General features: G+C 72.1%; 12 protein-coding genes. 3 read left to right on the forward strand and 9 right to left on the reverse strand.

All coding sequences use genetic code 11. The annotated features are described in order from the left end of the window. Window positions 1–142 precede the first annotated feature (142 nt). From J7E88_RS21160 to J7E88_RS21175, 4 genes are all read right to left on the reverse strand, one after another. The gene (locus J7E88_RS21160; protein WP_215183397.1) at window positions 143–1192 is read right to left on the reverse strand and encodes a hypothetical protein; all 1050 of its coding nucleotides are present in this window, start codon (window positions 1190–1192) and stop codon (window positions 143–145) included. 717 nt (window positions 1193–1909) lie between these two features. Then, window positions 1910–2833, reverse strand: coding sequence for an N-acetylneuraminate synthase family protein (locus J7E88_RS21165; protein WP_215183399.1), 924 nt, complete (start codon window positions 2831–2833; stop codon window positions 1910–1912). Between the two features lie 13 nt (window positions 2834–2846). Further along, window positions 2847–4121 (reverse strand): acylneuraminate cytidylyltransferase, encoded by a 1275-nt coding sequence (locus J7E88_RS21170; protein ID WP_215183401.1) that lies wholly within the window; start codon window positions 4119–4121, stop codon window positions 2847–2849. Between the two features lie 319 nt (window positions 4122–4440). Beyond that, a complete protein-coding gene (locus tag J7E88_RS21175; protein ID WP_215183403.1) occupies window positions 4441–5757 on the reverse strand; it encodes a DUF6716 putative glycosyltransferase in 1317 nt (438 codons plus the stop codon). Between the two features lie 187 nt (window positions 5758–5944). Between J7E88_RS21175 and J7E88_RS21180 the strand changes: the two genes are divergently transcribed. Next, the gene (locus tag J7E88_RS21180; protein ID WP_215183405.1) at window positions 5945–6928 is read left to right on the forward strand and encodes a glycosyltransferase family 2 protein; all 984 of its coding nucleotides are present in this window, start codon (window positions 5945–5947) and stop codon (window positions 6926–6928) included. Then, on the forward strand, window positions 6928–8244 hold the full coding sequence (locus J7E88_RS21185) for an alpha-2,8-polysialyltransferase family protein (RefSeq protein ID WP_215183407.1): 1317 nt from the start codon (window positions 6928–6930) through the stop codon (window positions 8242–8244). Before J7E88_RS21180 ends, J7E88_RS21185 begins: the two co-directional genes overlap by 1 nt. A gap of 400 nt (window positions 8245–8644) precedes the next feature. Here the strand turns inward: J7E88_RS21185 and leuE are convergent, their stop codons facing one another. Together leuE and J7E88_RS21195 are read right to left on the reverse strand one after the other, a co-directional pair. After that, complete coding sequence (gene leuE / locus J7E88_RS21190) at window positions 8645–9301, reverse strand: leucine efflux protein LeuE (protein WP_215183410.1); 657 nt, start codon at window positions 9299–9301, stop codon at window positions 8645–8647. A 59-nt stretch (window positions 9302–9360) separates the two neighbouring features. Continuing rightward, complete coding sequence (locus J7E88_RS21195; RefSeq protein WP_215183412.1) at window positions 9361–10941, reverse strand: methylmalonyl-CoA mutase; 1581 nt, start codon at window positions 10939–10941, stop codon at window positions 9361–9363. A 237-nt stretch (window positions 10942–11178) separates the two neighbouring features. Here J7E88_RS21195 and J7E88_RS21200 point away from each other — a divergent pair, with 237 nt between their 5' ends. Further along, on the forward strand, window positions 11179–12048 hold the full coding sequence (locus J7E88_RS21200; protein WP_215183414.1) for a L,D-transpeptidase family protein: 870 nt from the start codon (window positions 11179–11181) through the stop codon (window positions 12046–12048). Between the two features lie 245 nt (window positions 12049–12293). On the opposite strand, the gene J7E88_RS21205 is transcribed toward J7E88_RS21200, so the two are convergent. The 3 genes from J7E88_RS21205 to J7E88_RS21215 form a co-directional block, all read right to left on the reverse strand. Further along, complete coding sequence (locus tag J7E88_RS21205) at window positions 12294–13319, reverse strand: hypothetical protein (RefSeq protein WP_215183417.1); 1026 nt, start codon at window positions 13317–13319, stop codon at window positions 12294–12296. Beyond that, the gene (locus tag J7E88_RS21210) at window positions 13319–14047 is read right to left on the reverse strand and encodes an RNA polymerase sigma factor (RefSeq protein ID WP_215183419.1); all 729 of its coding nucleotides are present in this window, start codon (window positions 14045–14047) and stop codon (window positions 13319–13321) included. Before J7E88_RS21210 ends, J7E88_RS21205 begins: the two co-directional genes overlap by 1 nt. A gap of 648 nt (window positions 14048–14695) precedes the next feature. Next, window positions 14696–15886 (reverse strand): SMI1/KNR4 family protein, encoded by a 1191-nt coding sequence (locus J7E88_RS21215; RefSeq protein ID WP_215183421.1) that lies wholly within the window; start codon window positions 15884–15886, stop codon window positions 14696–14698.

Here is a 15886-nt window from a genome sequence, read left to right on the forward strand (position 1 = left end):
CAACTGCCGTGCGATCAACAAAAGATCAGCCTCATAGGGGAAGAAAACCTGGTCCGAGGCGCATAGTCGATTGTCGTAGTGGGTAAACTCACTCGCCTACTTTGTCAGGTTTACCGGTGTCCACGGTCCCGGGCGCACCCCTTCAAGCGGGCGCAGCCAGCCGGTGCACCCCCCGGGCCGTGCCCGTGACGACGGCCAGGAACCCTTGGGCGCGCGGCGATGCGCTCTCCCTCAGCCACTCCGGCGCGATGTCGCAGACCGCCACCTTGATCCCCGTACCCGCCAGGGCCAGGGGAAGGGTGTGGACGACCGTCGAAGGAAAACTCAGCACCGTTGACCCTATCGGGCCCCTGCGGGCGATCAGCTCCAACGGCAGATCGGGGCGGACCACCTCCAGACCCGTCTCGACGGCGAGCCGGCGCAGCTTGTCGGAGCTCTCCCGGCGGTGGGCGAAGTAGCGGGTGGCACCGTGTGCCCGGGCGAGCGACGCCACCGCGTCCAGGTACTGCTCCAGGTCCACCACGCCCGTCTCCACGAGCGAGGTGCCGACCATGTCGGCCCCCCGGGTGATCGTCGGCGGCCCGAAGCGCTCCCGCGTCCAGACGAAGTCGTTCGACCGGACCGTGATCCCCGGGGGCGGCTCCACGGGCATCGAGGTGAAGACCTCGACGGTGCGGGCCCGGGACGGAGTCAGCCTGCGCCGCGCCATGAAGGTGACCGGCGCGAGCACCAGCTCCCGCGGACCGCGCCGGCCACCGCGCCGGTGCCAGCGCACCAGCTGCTCCCCGCGGGCCACCTGCGCGACGAACTCCATGGTCGCCGTGCCGTCGTCCACCACGGTCAGGTCCTTGCCGCCGACGAGGGTGAGCAGCAGCTGTACGTAACGGGAGAACGGGTCGCCTATCACGATCCGCTCGGCCCTGCGCAGGACGGGGCCGAGCTCGCGAATGGTCCGCAGGGGCGCCCCGGCCCCACCGCGCGCCTCCTGCCAGCGGACGCTGAACCCCTCGCCGCGGGCCAGCTCCGCCATACGGCGCAGCTGGCCCCGCGACATGGGATCGGTGGGCGACAGAACGACCACGGTGAGATCGGCGGCCGGGCTCTGTCCGGACCGGGCGGTGCCCGGCCGGACATGGGCCCACTCCAGCACGTTAAGGAGCTGGACCGGGCTCTCGACGAACGCGAGATTCACTGGTTTCACCTCGTGATCCCGGATGTCACCCGGGCCGTTGCGGGTCGCCGCCCGGTGGGCGGTTTCCATGGGGACTCTCGGTGAGCGGAGGCACCACCGGGGTGGGCGCCTGGGCCGTCACCGGCTGGGGCGCGGCGGTGACCGCGTCGGCCGGCCGCCTCGGCCGGGCCCCCGGCGACGGCCAGGGGCGTCGACCGTCGCCGCCGGTGGGCGGTTTCCGCAGCGCGGGCTGCGGCGGCGGGAGGCGTCGCGCGCCACGGCGGGAATGTTGCGGGTCGCCGCCGAGGGGCGGTTTCCGCAGCGCGGGCTGCGGCTGCCGGGACTGTCGCGCGGTCCGCCCCGGGCGTAGCCGGTGGCCTCCCGCAGACGGTCTCCGCAGCGCTCGACACGGCGGCCGGAGCCGTCACGCGGCACGCCCCAGGCATAGCCGGTCGCCGCCAGTAGGCGGCTTCCCCAGCAGCCACGACAGCAGCCGGAAGCGTTGCCCGCCATACCCCCACCACCAGCCATCGCCGGAGACGGACGGCTTCCGCAGCACAGGCAACGGCAGCCGAGGCCATCGCGCGCCACGCCCCAGGCGCAGCCGGTCGCCGCCAGCAGACGGTCTCCGCAGCGCTCGACACGGCGGCCGCAGGCGTCGCGCGCCGCCCCGCGGCGGCCCGGGCCGCCCGTGGACCGGGGCGGCGGCGGATCGGGCCGCGGGCGGGGGGCGGCGTGTCAGACCGCGGCCGGCTCACGGTCGTCCGCCTCGGCCACGACGCCCGCGACGCGGCGCAGCTTCTTCATCGGCCCGAGCTCGCTCTCGTACACCTTCTTGACGCCGTCGCCGAGCGCCTCCTGCACGACGCGGATGTCGCGGACGAGGCGGGTGAGGCCCTGCGGCTCCACGGAGGCGGCCTGGTCGGAGCCCCACATGGCGCGGTCGAGGGTGATGTGGCGCTCGATGAAGGCAGCGCCCAGGGCGACGGCGGCGAGCGTGGTCTGCAGACCGGTCTCGTGGCCGGAGTAGCCGATCGGCACGTTCGGGTACTCGGCCTGCAGCGTGTTGATGACGCGCAGGTTCAGCTCCTCCGCCTTCGCCGGATACGTCGACGTGGCGTGGCAGAGCAGGATGTTGTCGCTGCCCAGGACCTCGACCGCGTGGCGGATCTGCTTCGGGGTGGACATGCCCGTCGACAGGATGATCGTGCGGCCGGTGGCGCGCAGGGCGCGCAGCAGCTCGTCGTCGGTGAGGGAGGCGGAGGCGACCTTGTGCGCCGGGACGTCGAACTTCTCCAGGAAGGCGACGGCCTCCGTGTCCCACGGGGAGGCGAACCAGTCGATGCCGCGCTTCTTGCAGTGCTCGTCGATCGCGCGGTACTCGTCCTCGCCGAACTCGACCCGGTGGCGGTAGTCGATGTACGTCATACGGCCCCAGGGGGTGTCGCGCTCGATGTCCCACTGGTCGCGCGGCGTGCAGATCTCCGGCGTGCGCTTCTGGAACTTGACCGCGTCGCAGCCCGCGTCGGCGGCCGCGTCGATCAGCTTGAACGCGTTCTCCACGTCACCGTTGTGGTTGATGCCGATCTCACCGGTGACGTAGACGGGGTGACCGGGGCCGGCGATCTTGCTGCCGAGGGTGCGCAGGCGGGTGGTGCTCATGGGGGGTAATTCCTTACTTCTCGGGGGACAGGGGGGTGGTTTCAGGGGTGTGGAGGTGCGCGCCGAGGAGCCAGGCGGCGATCTCGCGGATCGCGCCCTCGCCTCCGGGCGTGGCAGTGACGACACGCGCGGCGGCCCGTACGGAGTCGTGCGCGCTCGCGACGGCCACGGGCCAGCCGACGAGGTGGAAGCACGGGAGGTCATTGACGTCGTTGCCGACGTAGAGCACGCGCTCGGGCGCGATCCCCCGCTCCTCGCACCACTGCTTGAGGGCGATGTCCTTGCGGTCGATGCCGTGCAGGACGGGGACCTGGAGCTTGCGGGCGCGGGCGGCGACGACCGGGTTCTGCTCGGTGGACAGGATCAGCAGTTCCAGTCCCGCCTTGCGCAGGTGGGCGACGCCCAGGCCGTCCCCGCGATGGACGGCGACGATCTCGCGGCCGTCCGCGTCGATGAGGACCCGGTCGTCGGTCTGGGTCCCGTCGAAGTCCAGGACGACCGCGTCGACGTCGCCGCGGGCGGGCAGCGCGGCGGCGTCCAGCAGCGGCGCGAGCGCACGGGCGCGGGCCAGGTCGTGCGGGTCGTCGACCTCCAGGACACGGGCGGGGTCGGTGCGCACCAGCGCGGTGCGGCCGAAGAACCGGTGTCCTGCCTCGCGGAAACCGGCCGCGTTCATCGCGTACGCGGCGCCGGTCTCCAAAAAGTCCTGCGGGCGGTCCTGACGGCGGGGCCGGAAGGACGCGTCGTGGTTGACGCCGTAGCCGGAGCCGGTGGCCGTGGTGGCCTCGACGAGGACGGCGGTGGAGGCGACGGCCTGTTCCGCCGAGGGACCCGCCGCGTCGGCCTCCTCGCTCTCGCGCCACACGAAGCCGTGGAAGGGGGCGACGGTGACCGCGCTGTCAGCGCCGTCCTCGACGACCGCGCGGGCGACGCCCTCGACGTCCTCGCGGGTGACGAACGGGCTGGTGCACTGCACGAGCAGGACCACGTCGACGAGCTCGCCGTGCACGGCCTCGTGCGCGTCCATGGCGTGCAGGACGGCGGACTCGCTGGTGGCGGTGTCACCGGCGATGGCGGCGGGCCGCAGCACGACCTCGGCGCCCGCGCCGCGCGCGGCGGCGGCGATGTCGGCGTCGTCGGTGGAGACGGCGACGTGTGTGATCAGCGGTGCGTCGAGGCAGGCGCGCACGGCGCGGGCGACGAGCGGCACACCGGCGACGTGCGCCAGATTCTTGGCCGGGACGCCCTTCGATCCGCCCCGGGCGGGGATCACGGCGAGAACGGTCATCGGGGCTCCTGAGCAGTGCGGGTGCGGTTCGTCCCGGATCCGGCCGGGCCGGTCGCCGGACGGCGGGTCAGGCGGTGCGCGGGGCGCGTACGGTTCCGCCCCGATCCGCCCCGGCTGAGCACCGGACGGCCGGTCAGGCGGTGCGCGGGCCACGTGGGGTTCGGCCCCGATCCACCCGTGCCGGGTACTGGGCTGTGCGCGGGGCGCGTACGGTTCGGCCCCGATCCACTCCGGCCGAGCACCGGACGGCCGGTCAGGCAGGGCGCCGGACGGTGCGGTGTCGGACGGTGCGGTGTCGGGCGGGCGGCGTCGGCGGGGGTCACAGCTCCCCCATCCGCCGGATGACAGGCGCCACGCGCTGGACGCCGTGGCGGTAGGCGCCGCGCGCGACCTCGCGGACCGCATCGCGCACCACCCGGCGCAGGCCGGTGACCTCCGCCTTCGGGGCGGTGCCGGCCAGGGGCGTGCCGTCGGGGGCGAGGTGGTGGCGGGCGAGGAGTTTCGGCAGGTAGCCGGGCGCCGTGCTCGGCGTGTAGTACGGCGCGATCGGCGCGGGCTCGGGGACGAGCAGCAGCTCAGCCACCCGCGCGCGGGCCGAATCGAAGGCGCTCTCGTAGGAGCCGTCGGCGGCGACTCCCTGACGGGCCAGCCAGGCGGCGTCGGGCACCGGGCGGTGGCCGCCGTCGAGCTGGTCGAAGGAGGTGAGCAGGCCCGAGCCGAGGAAGTGGTGGTTGCCGAGCACCTCGCGCACCCCGAGGTCGCTGAGGATCGCGGTGGGGATGCGCCGGTGCAGCGATTCGAGGGCGGCGGTCGAGGAGACGGTGACCAGCAGGTCGGTGCGGTCCAGGACCTCGCCCATGTTCCCGTACACCAGGCGGAAGTTGGGCGGCAGTCCGCCGGGCAGCCTTTCCGCCAGCTTCTGGTAGGGCAGTTCCTCCAGGTGCGTGGTGTGCTCCCCCGGCTTGGACCGGAGCTTGAGCAGGACCTCCCGTCCCGGGTGCAGCCGGGCGTGCTCGACGAGGCGGCGCAGCAGGTACGTACGGTCGGCGCGGCTGTCGGGCACGGAGGGCTGGGCGGCGAAGACGACGGTGTCGCGGCCCTCCTCCGGCCGGTACGGGTCGCCGCCGAGGAAGGGCAGCGCGGCCTCCGTGACGGCCGAGGCGTCGGCGCCCACACCCTCGTACACGGCGCGGAAACGCTCCGCGTCGTGGCGGGAGTTGGCGAGGACGACATCGGCGCCGTGGCGCAGCAGCAGCCCGTCGGCGAGCTTCTCGTAGACGACGCCGACGTAGCCGGTGACGACGACAGGCCGGCGCGGCAGCCGCAGCGCGGCGAGGCCGTGCAGCACGGCCTGCACACCGCCGCCGACCAGCGCGAGGACGACGATGTCGTACGAGCCCTCCTCGACCGCCCCCAGGAATTCGCTTCCCGTCACCTCGCGCATCGCATCGGCGCGCACGCCCACCTCGGCGAGCTGGCGGGGCGTCGGGGTGGCCCGGCCACGCAGCAGAAAGCCGTTCAGCTCCACGGAGGTGCTCGGGGCGATACGGCGCGCGGTGAGCGCACCCCATTTCCACCGGGTGTCGGAGTCGGCGAGTACGGCTACGCGTACGGCCTCACTGTTGCGAGTTGGCACGTCGAGGACGCTAGAAAGGCATTTCGTTTCACGGCCCAACTCGACTGCAACAACGGGTTAACAGAGCGCCTACGGACGGGGCGACCACGCGGGAAACGGGCTGGTTAACAAAGTCGACGCCCTGCGTTCACCTTCCATCCCTCCGGCGGTCGAGACGAATGCCGCGCGGCGGCCTAGCGTCGCGCGGGTGGTCAAGCTCTCCGTCATCGTGCCGTTCTACAACGTGCAGACATACGCCCCGGACACACTCAAGAGCCTGCAGGCGAACGCCCGCGAGGACTTCGAGTTCCTTCTCGTCGACGACTGTTCGACGGACGGCACTCCGGAGATCCTCGAGCGGGCGGAGCGCTCGGTTTTGGGCGCGGTCCTCATCAGACATGAGCAGAACGGCGGGCTCGCCACCGCCCGCAACACCGGTCTGGACGCCGCGCGCGGGGAGTACGTCACCTTCCTCGACGGCGACGACTGGCTGGCGCCCGGGCACTTCGAGGCACTGCTCGCCGCCCATGAGGGCCTCGGCGTCGACTTCGTCCGCACGGATCATGTGCAGTGCACGGGCCGCGAACGCAAGGTGCACCGGGCACCCGTGGGCCCGCGCGGCGAGGTGCTGCGACCGCGCGACTGGATTCTGCCCGCCGACCGCTCCACCGGCGTCGACTACCCCTACGCCTGGGCCGGGATGTACCACCGCAGGCTCGTCGACCGGGGACTGCTGCATTTCACGCACGGACTGCGCACGGCGGAGGACCGGCCGTGGATCTGGCGGCTGCACCGCGAGGCTGAGACATTCGCGACGATCAGCCGGCTCGGAATCTTCTACCGGCGGGGAATCGCCTCCTCACTGACGCAGATCGGTGACATCCGGCAGCTCGATTTCATCAAGGCATTCGACCAGGTGCTCGATGAAACGGCGAATGATCCGGAGGCCGACCGCCTTCTTCCCAAAGCAGTCCGTACATACTGTGCCGTCATTTCCCACCACTTGGGATCGATCGAAAGGTTCGAGCCCGCCGTGGCAAGGAAATTGCGCGCCATGAGCGCCGCCGCCCTGAAGCGTATGCCGCAGGACGTTCTCAACGAGGCGCTCGACTCCATGGACATCGAACGCGCCTCCCGGCTTCGCCGGGTGCGCCGCCGCCCCGCCCCCCTCACCGTGGAGGCGGCGGCCTGATGCCCACAACCCAGATCTTCTACGCCTCCTCGCTGTACGGAGCGGCGACGGTGGCCGCCGCGATCGACAGCGGCTGCTTCACCCCCGCCGACCGGCGGCTGCTGCTCGTCGCGAACAACGCGACCACGCCCGAGACCACGCCGTCCCTGGACGAGATGCCCGGCTTCGAGCGGCTGCGCGGCCGCTTCGACGGAGTGCTGTCGTGGAACGAGGCCATCTCCCCCTTCCACCCCGGCGGCTGGTCGCCGCGCCAGGACGACATTCCCCTGTGGGAGAGGTACCTGCGGCAGCTGTGGGACCTCGGGGACGACCGCGTCGAGCTGGCGGTCGAGTCGATCCAGGTCGCGCCCGCGCTGGCGATCGCGCAGCTCTTCCCGGACGCCGCGCTCGACGTGTACGCGGACGGTCTGATGAGCTACGGCCCCACCCGCAACAAGATCGACCCGCTGGTCGGCGAGCGGGTACGGCGTCTGTTCCACCTGGACCTGGTGCCGGGACTCGAGCCGCTGCTGCTGGCCGAGTACGGCGCCGAGCCGCGGCTCGTGCCGACCGAGGCGTTCGTCAAGATCGTCGCGGAGCTGTCGGACGTCGTCCCGGACGCCGTCCCCGGTGTCGGCGAGGGACCGGCCCTCCTGCTGGGCCAGTACCTGGCGGCGCTCGGCATCATCACGCCCGCTGAGGAAGAGGCGCAGCACCTGCGCATGCTCAAGGGCGCTGTCGACGTGGGCCATCGGAACGTGGTGTTCAAACCGCACCCGACGGCACCGGCGTCCTGGACGCGGACGCTGGAGCGCGAGGCGGAGGCGCTGGGCGTCGAACTGACCGTCGTGGACCGTCCGCTGCTCGCCGAGGTGCTCTACCGGCAGCTGCGGCCCCGGCTGGTCGTGGGCTGCTTCTCGACGGCGCTGTTCACGGCGGCGACGTTCTTCGGCATTCCCGTCGCCCGGCTGGGCACGGAGCCGCTGCTGGACCGGCTCACTCCGTACCAGAACAGCAACCGGGTGCCGCTGACCGTCGTCGACGCGCTCGTGCCCGACCTGGCGAAGGGCGCCGCCGGCGCTCCGGCCGAGGCGGATGAACGGCTCACGGGTCTGCTGAGCTCGGTGGGCTTCGCGATGCAGCCGCAGATCAGGCCGGACCTGCGCCCGGCGGCGGAACGGTTCCTGAGCACGGCGCTCGACGCGTCGACGGCACGCTACTTCAAGCGCCGCCGCCTGACGGTCCTGGGCCTCCCGGGCGGCCTCCCGGTCCCGCGCCACGCGGCGGTCCGCCGCGTGGTGCGCCGTGCGCGCCGCCTGAAGCGCGCCCTGACCTGAGGGCCGGGCTCCGGTCCCCCTACGCCCGGCGGGCGTAGGGGACCCCACCGAACCCCGCCCCCAAAGCGCCGGCGACGCCGGCTTTTCAGCCTGTCCTGGGGTCCCGGGGGCGAAGCCCACAAGGCCCGTCAACTCGGTCTCGGTTACCGCCGGGGGGCCGCTCGCCGGGCTCGGCGGGCGCGCTGGAGGCCGGCGACCGGGCCTGCTGCGCGGCCCGCACTTCACGCGGCTCGCGGTCGGCACCGACGCCGAGCCGCCGTCCGCCCTGCCCGCCGCGGTGCGGGTCCACCGGATCGGCCCGTACGAGGCATACGGCGAGGGCCTGTTCCTCGTACGACCCGACGGCTACGTGGCTGGGTGGGTGAGGACGCGACCGGGCTGTCCGCGTACCTCGCCCGGGTCACGGGCTGCTGAGCGACAGCTTCACCGCGAAGCCGAGGAACAGCGCGCCCGCCGCGGACGTCGCACCGGCCGAGAGCCGCTTGCGGCGACGGAAGGCCGCGGCGAGCCGCGAACCGCCGAATATCAGGGTCGTCAGGTACAGGAAGCTGCTGAGCTGGAGCAGGGCGCCGAGGACCAGGAAGGAAACGGCCGGGTACGCGTACGACGGGTCCACGAACTGCACGAAGAAGGAAATCAGGAACAGGATCGCCTTCGGGTTGACCAGGCTGATGATCAGGGCGCGGCGGTACGGCTTCTCCGGCGGTCCCGTCGTGGGCGCGGGCTCGGTGCCGTGGGCCGGTGTCCGGCCGCGGGCGCGCCACATCGCCCAGGCCGCCCGGAGCATACCGACGGCCATCCAGGCCAGATAGCCCGCGCCCGCGTACTTGACGATCGTGAACAGCAGCGGGGTGGTCTGGAGCAGCGAGGCCGCGCCCAGCGCGGCCAGCGTCATCAGGATCGCGTCCCCCGTGAAGACGCCGGCGGCCGCCCGGTAGCCCGTGCGGGTGCCCTTGCGGGCGGCGACGGACAGCACGTACAGCGAGTTCGGTCCCGGCAGCAGAATGATCAGGACGAGGCCCGCGAGATAGGTCGGAAGATCGGTCACACCCAGCATGAAGCGGAGTGTCGCACGAGGGTGCGACACTCCGCCTCGGGGTTTCGCATGCCGGAAGATCAGAAGGCGTCTGTGGGCACATACGTGCCCCACACCTCCCGCAGCGCGTTGCACACCTCGCCGACCGTGGCGCGCGCCCTGAGCGCGTCCTTCATCGGGTAGAGCACGTTGTCCGTGCCCTCGGCGGCCTTCTTCAGCGCGGCGAGCGCCTCGTCCACCGCGCCCTGGTCGCGCTCGGCGCGCAGCCTGGCGAGCCGCTCCGCCTGCTGGGCCTCGATCGCCGGGTCGACGCGCAGCGGCTCGTAGGGTTCCTCGGCGTCGAGCGTGAAGCGGTTGACGCCGACGACGACGCGCTCGCCCGAGTCGGTCTCCTGCGCGATGCGGTAGGCGCTGCGCTCGATCTCGTTCTTCTGGAAGCCGCGCTCGATGGCGTTGACCGCGCCGCCCATGTCCTCGACGCGCCGCATGAGGGCCACCGCCGCCGCTTCGACGTCGTCCGTCATCTTCTCGACCACGTAGGAGCCGGCGAACGGGTCGACGGTGGCGGTCACGTCCGTCTCGTACGCGAGGACCTGCTGGGTACGCAGCGCGAGGCGGGCGCTCTTGTCCGTCGGGAGGGCGATGGCCTCGTCGAAGGAGTTGGTGTGCAGCGACTGGGTGCCGCCGAGGACCGCCGCGAGGCCCTGCACGGCGACGCGGACCAGGTTCACCTCCGGCTGCTGGGCGGTGAGCTGCACTCCGGCCGTCTGCGTGTGGAAGCGCAGCATCAGCGATTTGGGGTTCTTCGCGCCGAACTCCTCCTTCATCACCCGCGCCCAGATGCGCCGTGCGGCGCGGAACTTGGCGACCTCTTCGAGGATCGTCGTCCGCGCGACGAAGAAGAACGACAGGCGGGGAGCGAAGTCGTCCACGTCCATGCCGGCGGCGACGGCGGTACGGACGTACTCGATGCCGTCGGCGAGGGTGAACGCGATCTCCTGCGCGGGCGAGGCACCGGCTTCCGCCATGTGGTAGCCGGAGATCGAGATGGTGTTCCACTTCGGGATCTCGGCCTTGCAGTACTTGAAGATGTCCGCGATCAGCCGCAGGGACGGCTTGGGCGGGAAGATGTACGTGCCCCGGGCGATGTACTCCTTCAGCACGTCGTTCTGGATCGTGCCGGTCAGCTTGTCGGCCGGGACGCCCTGCTCCTCGCCGACCAGTTGGTAGAGGAGGAGCAGCAGGGCGGCGGGGGCGTTGATGGTCATCGACGTGGAGACCTTGTCCAGCGGGATCCCGCCGAACAGCACACGCATGTCGTCGATCGAGTCGATGGCGACGCCGACCTTGCCGACCTCGCCGTGCGCGATGGGCGCGTCGGAGTCGTGGCCCATCTGGGTCGGCAGGTCGAAGGCGACGGACAGGCCCATCGTGCCGTGGGCGATGAGCTCCTTGTAGCGGGCGTTGGACTCGACCGCCGTGCCGAAGCCCGCGTACTGGCGCATGGTCCAGGGCCGGCCGGTGTACATCGTCGGGTACACGCCGCGCGTGAAGGGGTAGGCCCCGGGCTCGCCCAGCTTCTCGGCCGGATCCCAGCCCGCCAGGTCCGCCGGTCCGTACACCGGCTCGATGGGCAGTCCCGACTCGGACTCGCGCGCCATATCTCTGTGCCTCCCGCTGAAGCTACTGGCTGGTAACGACCCTTGCGACGGACTGTAGCGGCGAGCGTGCGACGGGTGGAGGGCCGCACGCTGGGACCTTGCTCACAGGTGCTCGCACTCGTCGCCGTCCCCCAACTGTTACCCCCATGATGCGCGAGATCGCGCAACCGGGCGGCGGAGGTATCTGTCTCACCAGGCACAAGGACAAAAGAGGCGATCATGCTCAGGGGGGCGATCATGCTCAGGAAAGACGTTGCGGTCAGACAAGGCGTTGCGGTCAGAACGCTGGCAGCGGCGGCCGCGATGGCCGTGGCCGTGGTGACGGCGGGCTGCACGGCACAGGCCGCCGTCACGGCGCCGAAGGACGACGCCAAGCCGAGTGCGGCACCCACCACCGTCACGCCGTCGGCCTCGGAGACGGCCGCGCCGTCCGAGAAGCCGTCTCCGTCGCCCAGCGCTTCCGTGCCCGCGCCGAAGATCCTCATGGCGCCCGGCGCCAAGGGGGAGCAGGTGCGCGAGCTCCAGGCCAGGCTGGCGCAGATCGGCTGGTTCGACGACAGGCCCACCGGGACGTACGGCCCGGTCACCACCACGGCGGTCAAGGGCTTCCAGGGCAAGCGCGGCCTGCCCTCCACCGGCAGCACCGACGAGGTGACCTGGCAGAAGCTGCTCGGCATGACGACGAAGCCGACCCGCGCCGAGCTGGACGGCAAGGAGGTCGAGAAGCCGAAGGCGAAGCTGGACCCGCGCTGTATGACGGGCCGGGTGATGTGCATCAGCAAGACCACCCGGACCCTGTCCTGGATGATCGACGGCAAGGTCCACTCCACGATGGACGTCCGCTTCGGCTCGCAGTACACGCCGACCCGCGAGGGCGCGTTCGGCGTGGGCTGGAAGTCCCGGCACCACGTGTCGACGATCTACCACACGCCCATGCCGTACGCGATGTTCTTCAGCGGCGGCCAGGCGGTCCACTACTCGTCCGACTTCGCGGCCCGCGGCTACAACGGCGCCTCGCACGGCTGCGTCAACGTCCGGGACAAGGGAAAGATCGCGGCGCTCTTCGACCAGGTGCGCACGGGCGACAAGGTCGTCATCTACTGGTGAGCGGCGGGCCTGCGACAAGCCACGGGCCCGCAATGAGCGGGCTCGGGCTTCGCGGAACCTGGAAGAGGAAGAGAGGGCGCGGGCGGGACCGGGGGAACGTGTCCCGCCCGCGCCATGTGCGCTGAGCCGTAGGTACGGGGGGAACCCCGGCTCTTCGCGCGGCCGATGACCAGTCGGCTCACTTCTTACTGCGCCACGCGGCGAAAAAACGTCACACCGCGTGCGCCAGGAAGGAAAACAGCAGCTCAGGAGAGGTAAATGGCCGGGCTCGCGGAGGCCGTGCCGGATGCCGTCGGCGTCGGCGCCGGGTCCTGCGGGACGAGCGTGAAGGAGATGGGCGGGAGAGGGGCCAGGTCGCCGGAGTCGGCGCCGCTGGTCCCCCCGACGTCCGCGTCGCGGTCGGCGTCGCCCTTGCCGTCTCCGTCACCGGAGCCGTCGTCCTTCTTGTCGCCGCCGCCCTCGCCCCTGCCGCCGCCGTCCTCGCCGTCGAGCAGCCGGTCGCAGAACCGCTGCACGCGCTCGGCACCGTTCGCCTGCTCCTCAAGGCTCTTCTTGCGCTCCGGGGCGATCGTGCCGTTGCGGTAGTCCCGGCACGACTCGACGGCCTTGCGACGCAGCTCGGCGTTCCGCTCCACGTCGCCCGCGCCGGGCGTCGCCAGCCCGCCGTCGCCCGCTCCCGAACCGCCGGGGGTCGCCGTGCCGTCCTGACCCGAGGCCGAGGCAGAGGGGTCGCCGCCGGCCGAAGGCGGCACCGGGGGCGTAGCGGCGCCGGGGGGCGTGGAGGCGCCGTCCGCCCCCGGGCTGCTCGACGTCATCGGGCCGGGTGTCTCGGCCGCCGAAACCGAGGACGCGGGCAGCGGGTGCTCGTCGCCGCTGAAAGGGGTGGGCAGGACGCCGGTGCCGGCCGCGACCGCCACCCCGCCGAGCGCACAGGCGGCCACCGCGGCGGCGATCCCGAAGCGCATGGGGCGGCCGAAGCGCAGCCCGCGGACCGGCACGGCGGGGCGGGTCACGCCTACCGTGCCGAGCACGCCGCCCGCGGGCGCCGCCGCATCGGCCCTGGCCTTGCGGAACGCGGCCATGGCGGCCGCCTCACCGGGCAGCTCGCCGTCGTCGTAGCGATATCCGGGATCGGCGGTGACGCCGTCCAGGACCTCGAAGAGCCGTGCGGCCTGCGTACGGGCGTGTTCGTCGGCGGCTTCGACAGGCTCTCCACGCAGCAGCTTCTCCGCCGCGTCCCTGTCAAGCCACTCGTACCGCTCGTCGGCCATCACATGTCCTTCTGCGTCCGCGAGCGGGAATGCGTCACACCGGCGGGCGCGGTGGCGCCGGGCCGGCGGCCGCGCTGCGGGGGGACTCCGTCGAGATCCGGAGCGGGTCCTTCCTCCGTCGTACCGGCCGGGTGACCATCGCTCATCTGCGGCTTCGACCCGGCTTCGCCCGTGTGGCCGCCCTCGTACAGCAGTTCGGCGAGCCGCTTCAGCCCGCGATGCGCCGCGGTGCGTACGGCGCCGGGGCGCTTGCCGAGCGTCTGCGCGGCGCTCTTCGCGTCGAGCCCTACGACGACCCTCAGGACGACGGCCTCGGCCTGGTCCTGCGGCAGCTGCGCGATCAGCGCCATGGTGCTGTTGGTGGTGATGGACTCCATGGCCTCGTCCGCCGTGTCGGACTCGGCGGGCTTGCCCGTCAGCTCGGTCTCGTCACCGCCGACGGCGGGCCGGCGGCCGCGCATCCGGATGTGGTCCAGCGCACGATTGCGGGCGATACGGGCGGCCCAGCCCCGGAACCGGTCGGCGTCACCGCTGAAGCGGTCGAGATCGCGCGCGATCTGCAGCCACGCCTCGGACGCGACGTCCTCGGCGTCACTCTCACCGACGAGCGTGCGTACATAGCCGATCAACCGCGGATGCACAGCGCGGTACACAGTCCGGAAGGCGTCTTCGTCCCCGTCCTGAGCCGCGAGCACCGCGGCGGTCAACTCCGCGTCGTCCCCCAGCACTACCTCAACCTGTCTGAATTGCAGCTGGTCACCACTGCCGCGCCACCCTGCGCGAACCAGCACGCTACGTCGTCGTCCGGGTGCACGTCCATGCCTAGTACAGGCGGCAACAACCTAACAATGCAGCGCGGTGTGACAGAAACCGCACGCACGGCGCTGAGAGAGGTACGGGGTACCACTGCGACCCCGTCCGAAGCGACGACCGGGGCCTCTCCTGTGGGGGGTGGCGGCCCCGGTCGTCCTTCTTTTCGCCCCTGCCCGGGCCGCGCAACCGGATGAGCGGCGCTCTCGATCCGTAATGGATTCGATACGCAAGGCGGGGCCCGGCGCCCGCCCACCACGGCTCCGCCCCGTGTTCCGGATGCTCGCAGCGGTCCTGCCCGACCCGACAACAGGGTCGCCGCATGACACACGAGTTCGACCGGGCCCCGTCGCAGACGGCGGCCGCGGAGGCCGGGCGCGTGGCGGGTAGTTCGTCCGCGGGGCTTTGCGACCCTCTGGGCGGGCGCGCAACTCGGCGACGCCGGGGCGTGCCTGATGGCCCGGGGCCGTACGAAGGAGGCGCTCGACGCCGTCAGCGTGGCGATACCCGGCGACTGGCTCGGCGGCTGACCGCGCTCGCCGGGCCGCCGGGGCCGCCGACCTCCCTCACCCCTCCTGCGTCTCCGCGGAGTCGGGGCTGTAGGGATCGAATCCGATGAAGTCCAGCGGGTCGTCGTCCGCGTCGTACCCCGGGAAGCCCTCCCACCGGAACCGTCCACGCAGCCACTCCAGCAGCGTGCCGGTCAGCCCCATGGGCAGCGGACCGCCCTGGTCGGCGTGCCGGGGAATCACGATCAGCGGCCAGGCGTCCGGGTCCTCGCCCTCCGTGAGCCAGCAGATCTGGTCGCCGTCGATGGTCGACGCGAACGGCAGGAAGCCGCCCTTCTCCGGCCACACCGGCAGGGGTTGGTACTCGGGGAAGTCCGCCCGCAGCTCGCGGTAGGCGTCCCGGTACCACTGCTCGCCCACGAGTCCGTACCGCCCGGTGTCGAGCGGCGGGGAGAGCCGCAGCCAGTGCAGCAGTTCGCCGCCGCCGTACGTCTCCATGAGCGTCACGTACTCCGCCGGCAGGCGGGTGCCCAACTGCTCGTACACCCACTCCCAGTCGGCATCGCCGAGATACGGCTCCGGGGGCGGCGGCAGCAGCGTCCGCAGCGCGTCCAGGCCGCTGCCCTCCGTGAGGGCGGCCCGGCGGCGTGCGTCCGCCTCAGGGTCCGCGCGCGGCGTGGGCGGCGGCGTCCAGGGCTGTGCGTCCGTGAGGTACGCGGTCCGCGCCGCGACCGCCGGCAGCGGCCCGAGCGTGCCGCCGCCGGGGAGCGGCAATCCCTCGCGCAGCAGCGCGGCCAGGGTCGGCGCGAGTGGCATCCCGTAGCTGTGCCAGGGGCTCGCGGCCTGGTACACGGCGTCCGTGTCGAAGACGACGACCGGCCACTCGTCGGGGTCGGCGGAGACGGATGTGTCCCAGAACAGACGGCTCGTCGACCGCGTCTCCCCCAGCGCGAGCAGCCCGCCCGGATCCGGCCAGAAGACGGGCGGCTCGTGCGACGGGACCGCTTTCGCAACGATGCGGCAGGAACGGTGCGTGGCCCGCAGCCAGGAGCCGTAGTCGAAGCGGTCCTCCTGCACGCACGGGACGTGCAGCCAGACGAACTCCCCGATGTCGAGCGGTCCGTGGGACGCCAGCGTCTTGTAGTCGGCGGGCAGTCGCACCCCGAGCCAGGTCTCGACGGTTTCCCAGTCGACCGGGACGGACCACGCGGGCGGCAGCAGCGCCTGGAGCGAGGAGATGTCCGACAC

This window comes from Streptomyces sp. ISL-10 (assembly GCF_018614575.1).
Taxonomy (GTDB): Bacteria; Actinomycetota; Actinomycetes; order Streptomycetales; family Streptomycetaceae; genus Streptomyces.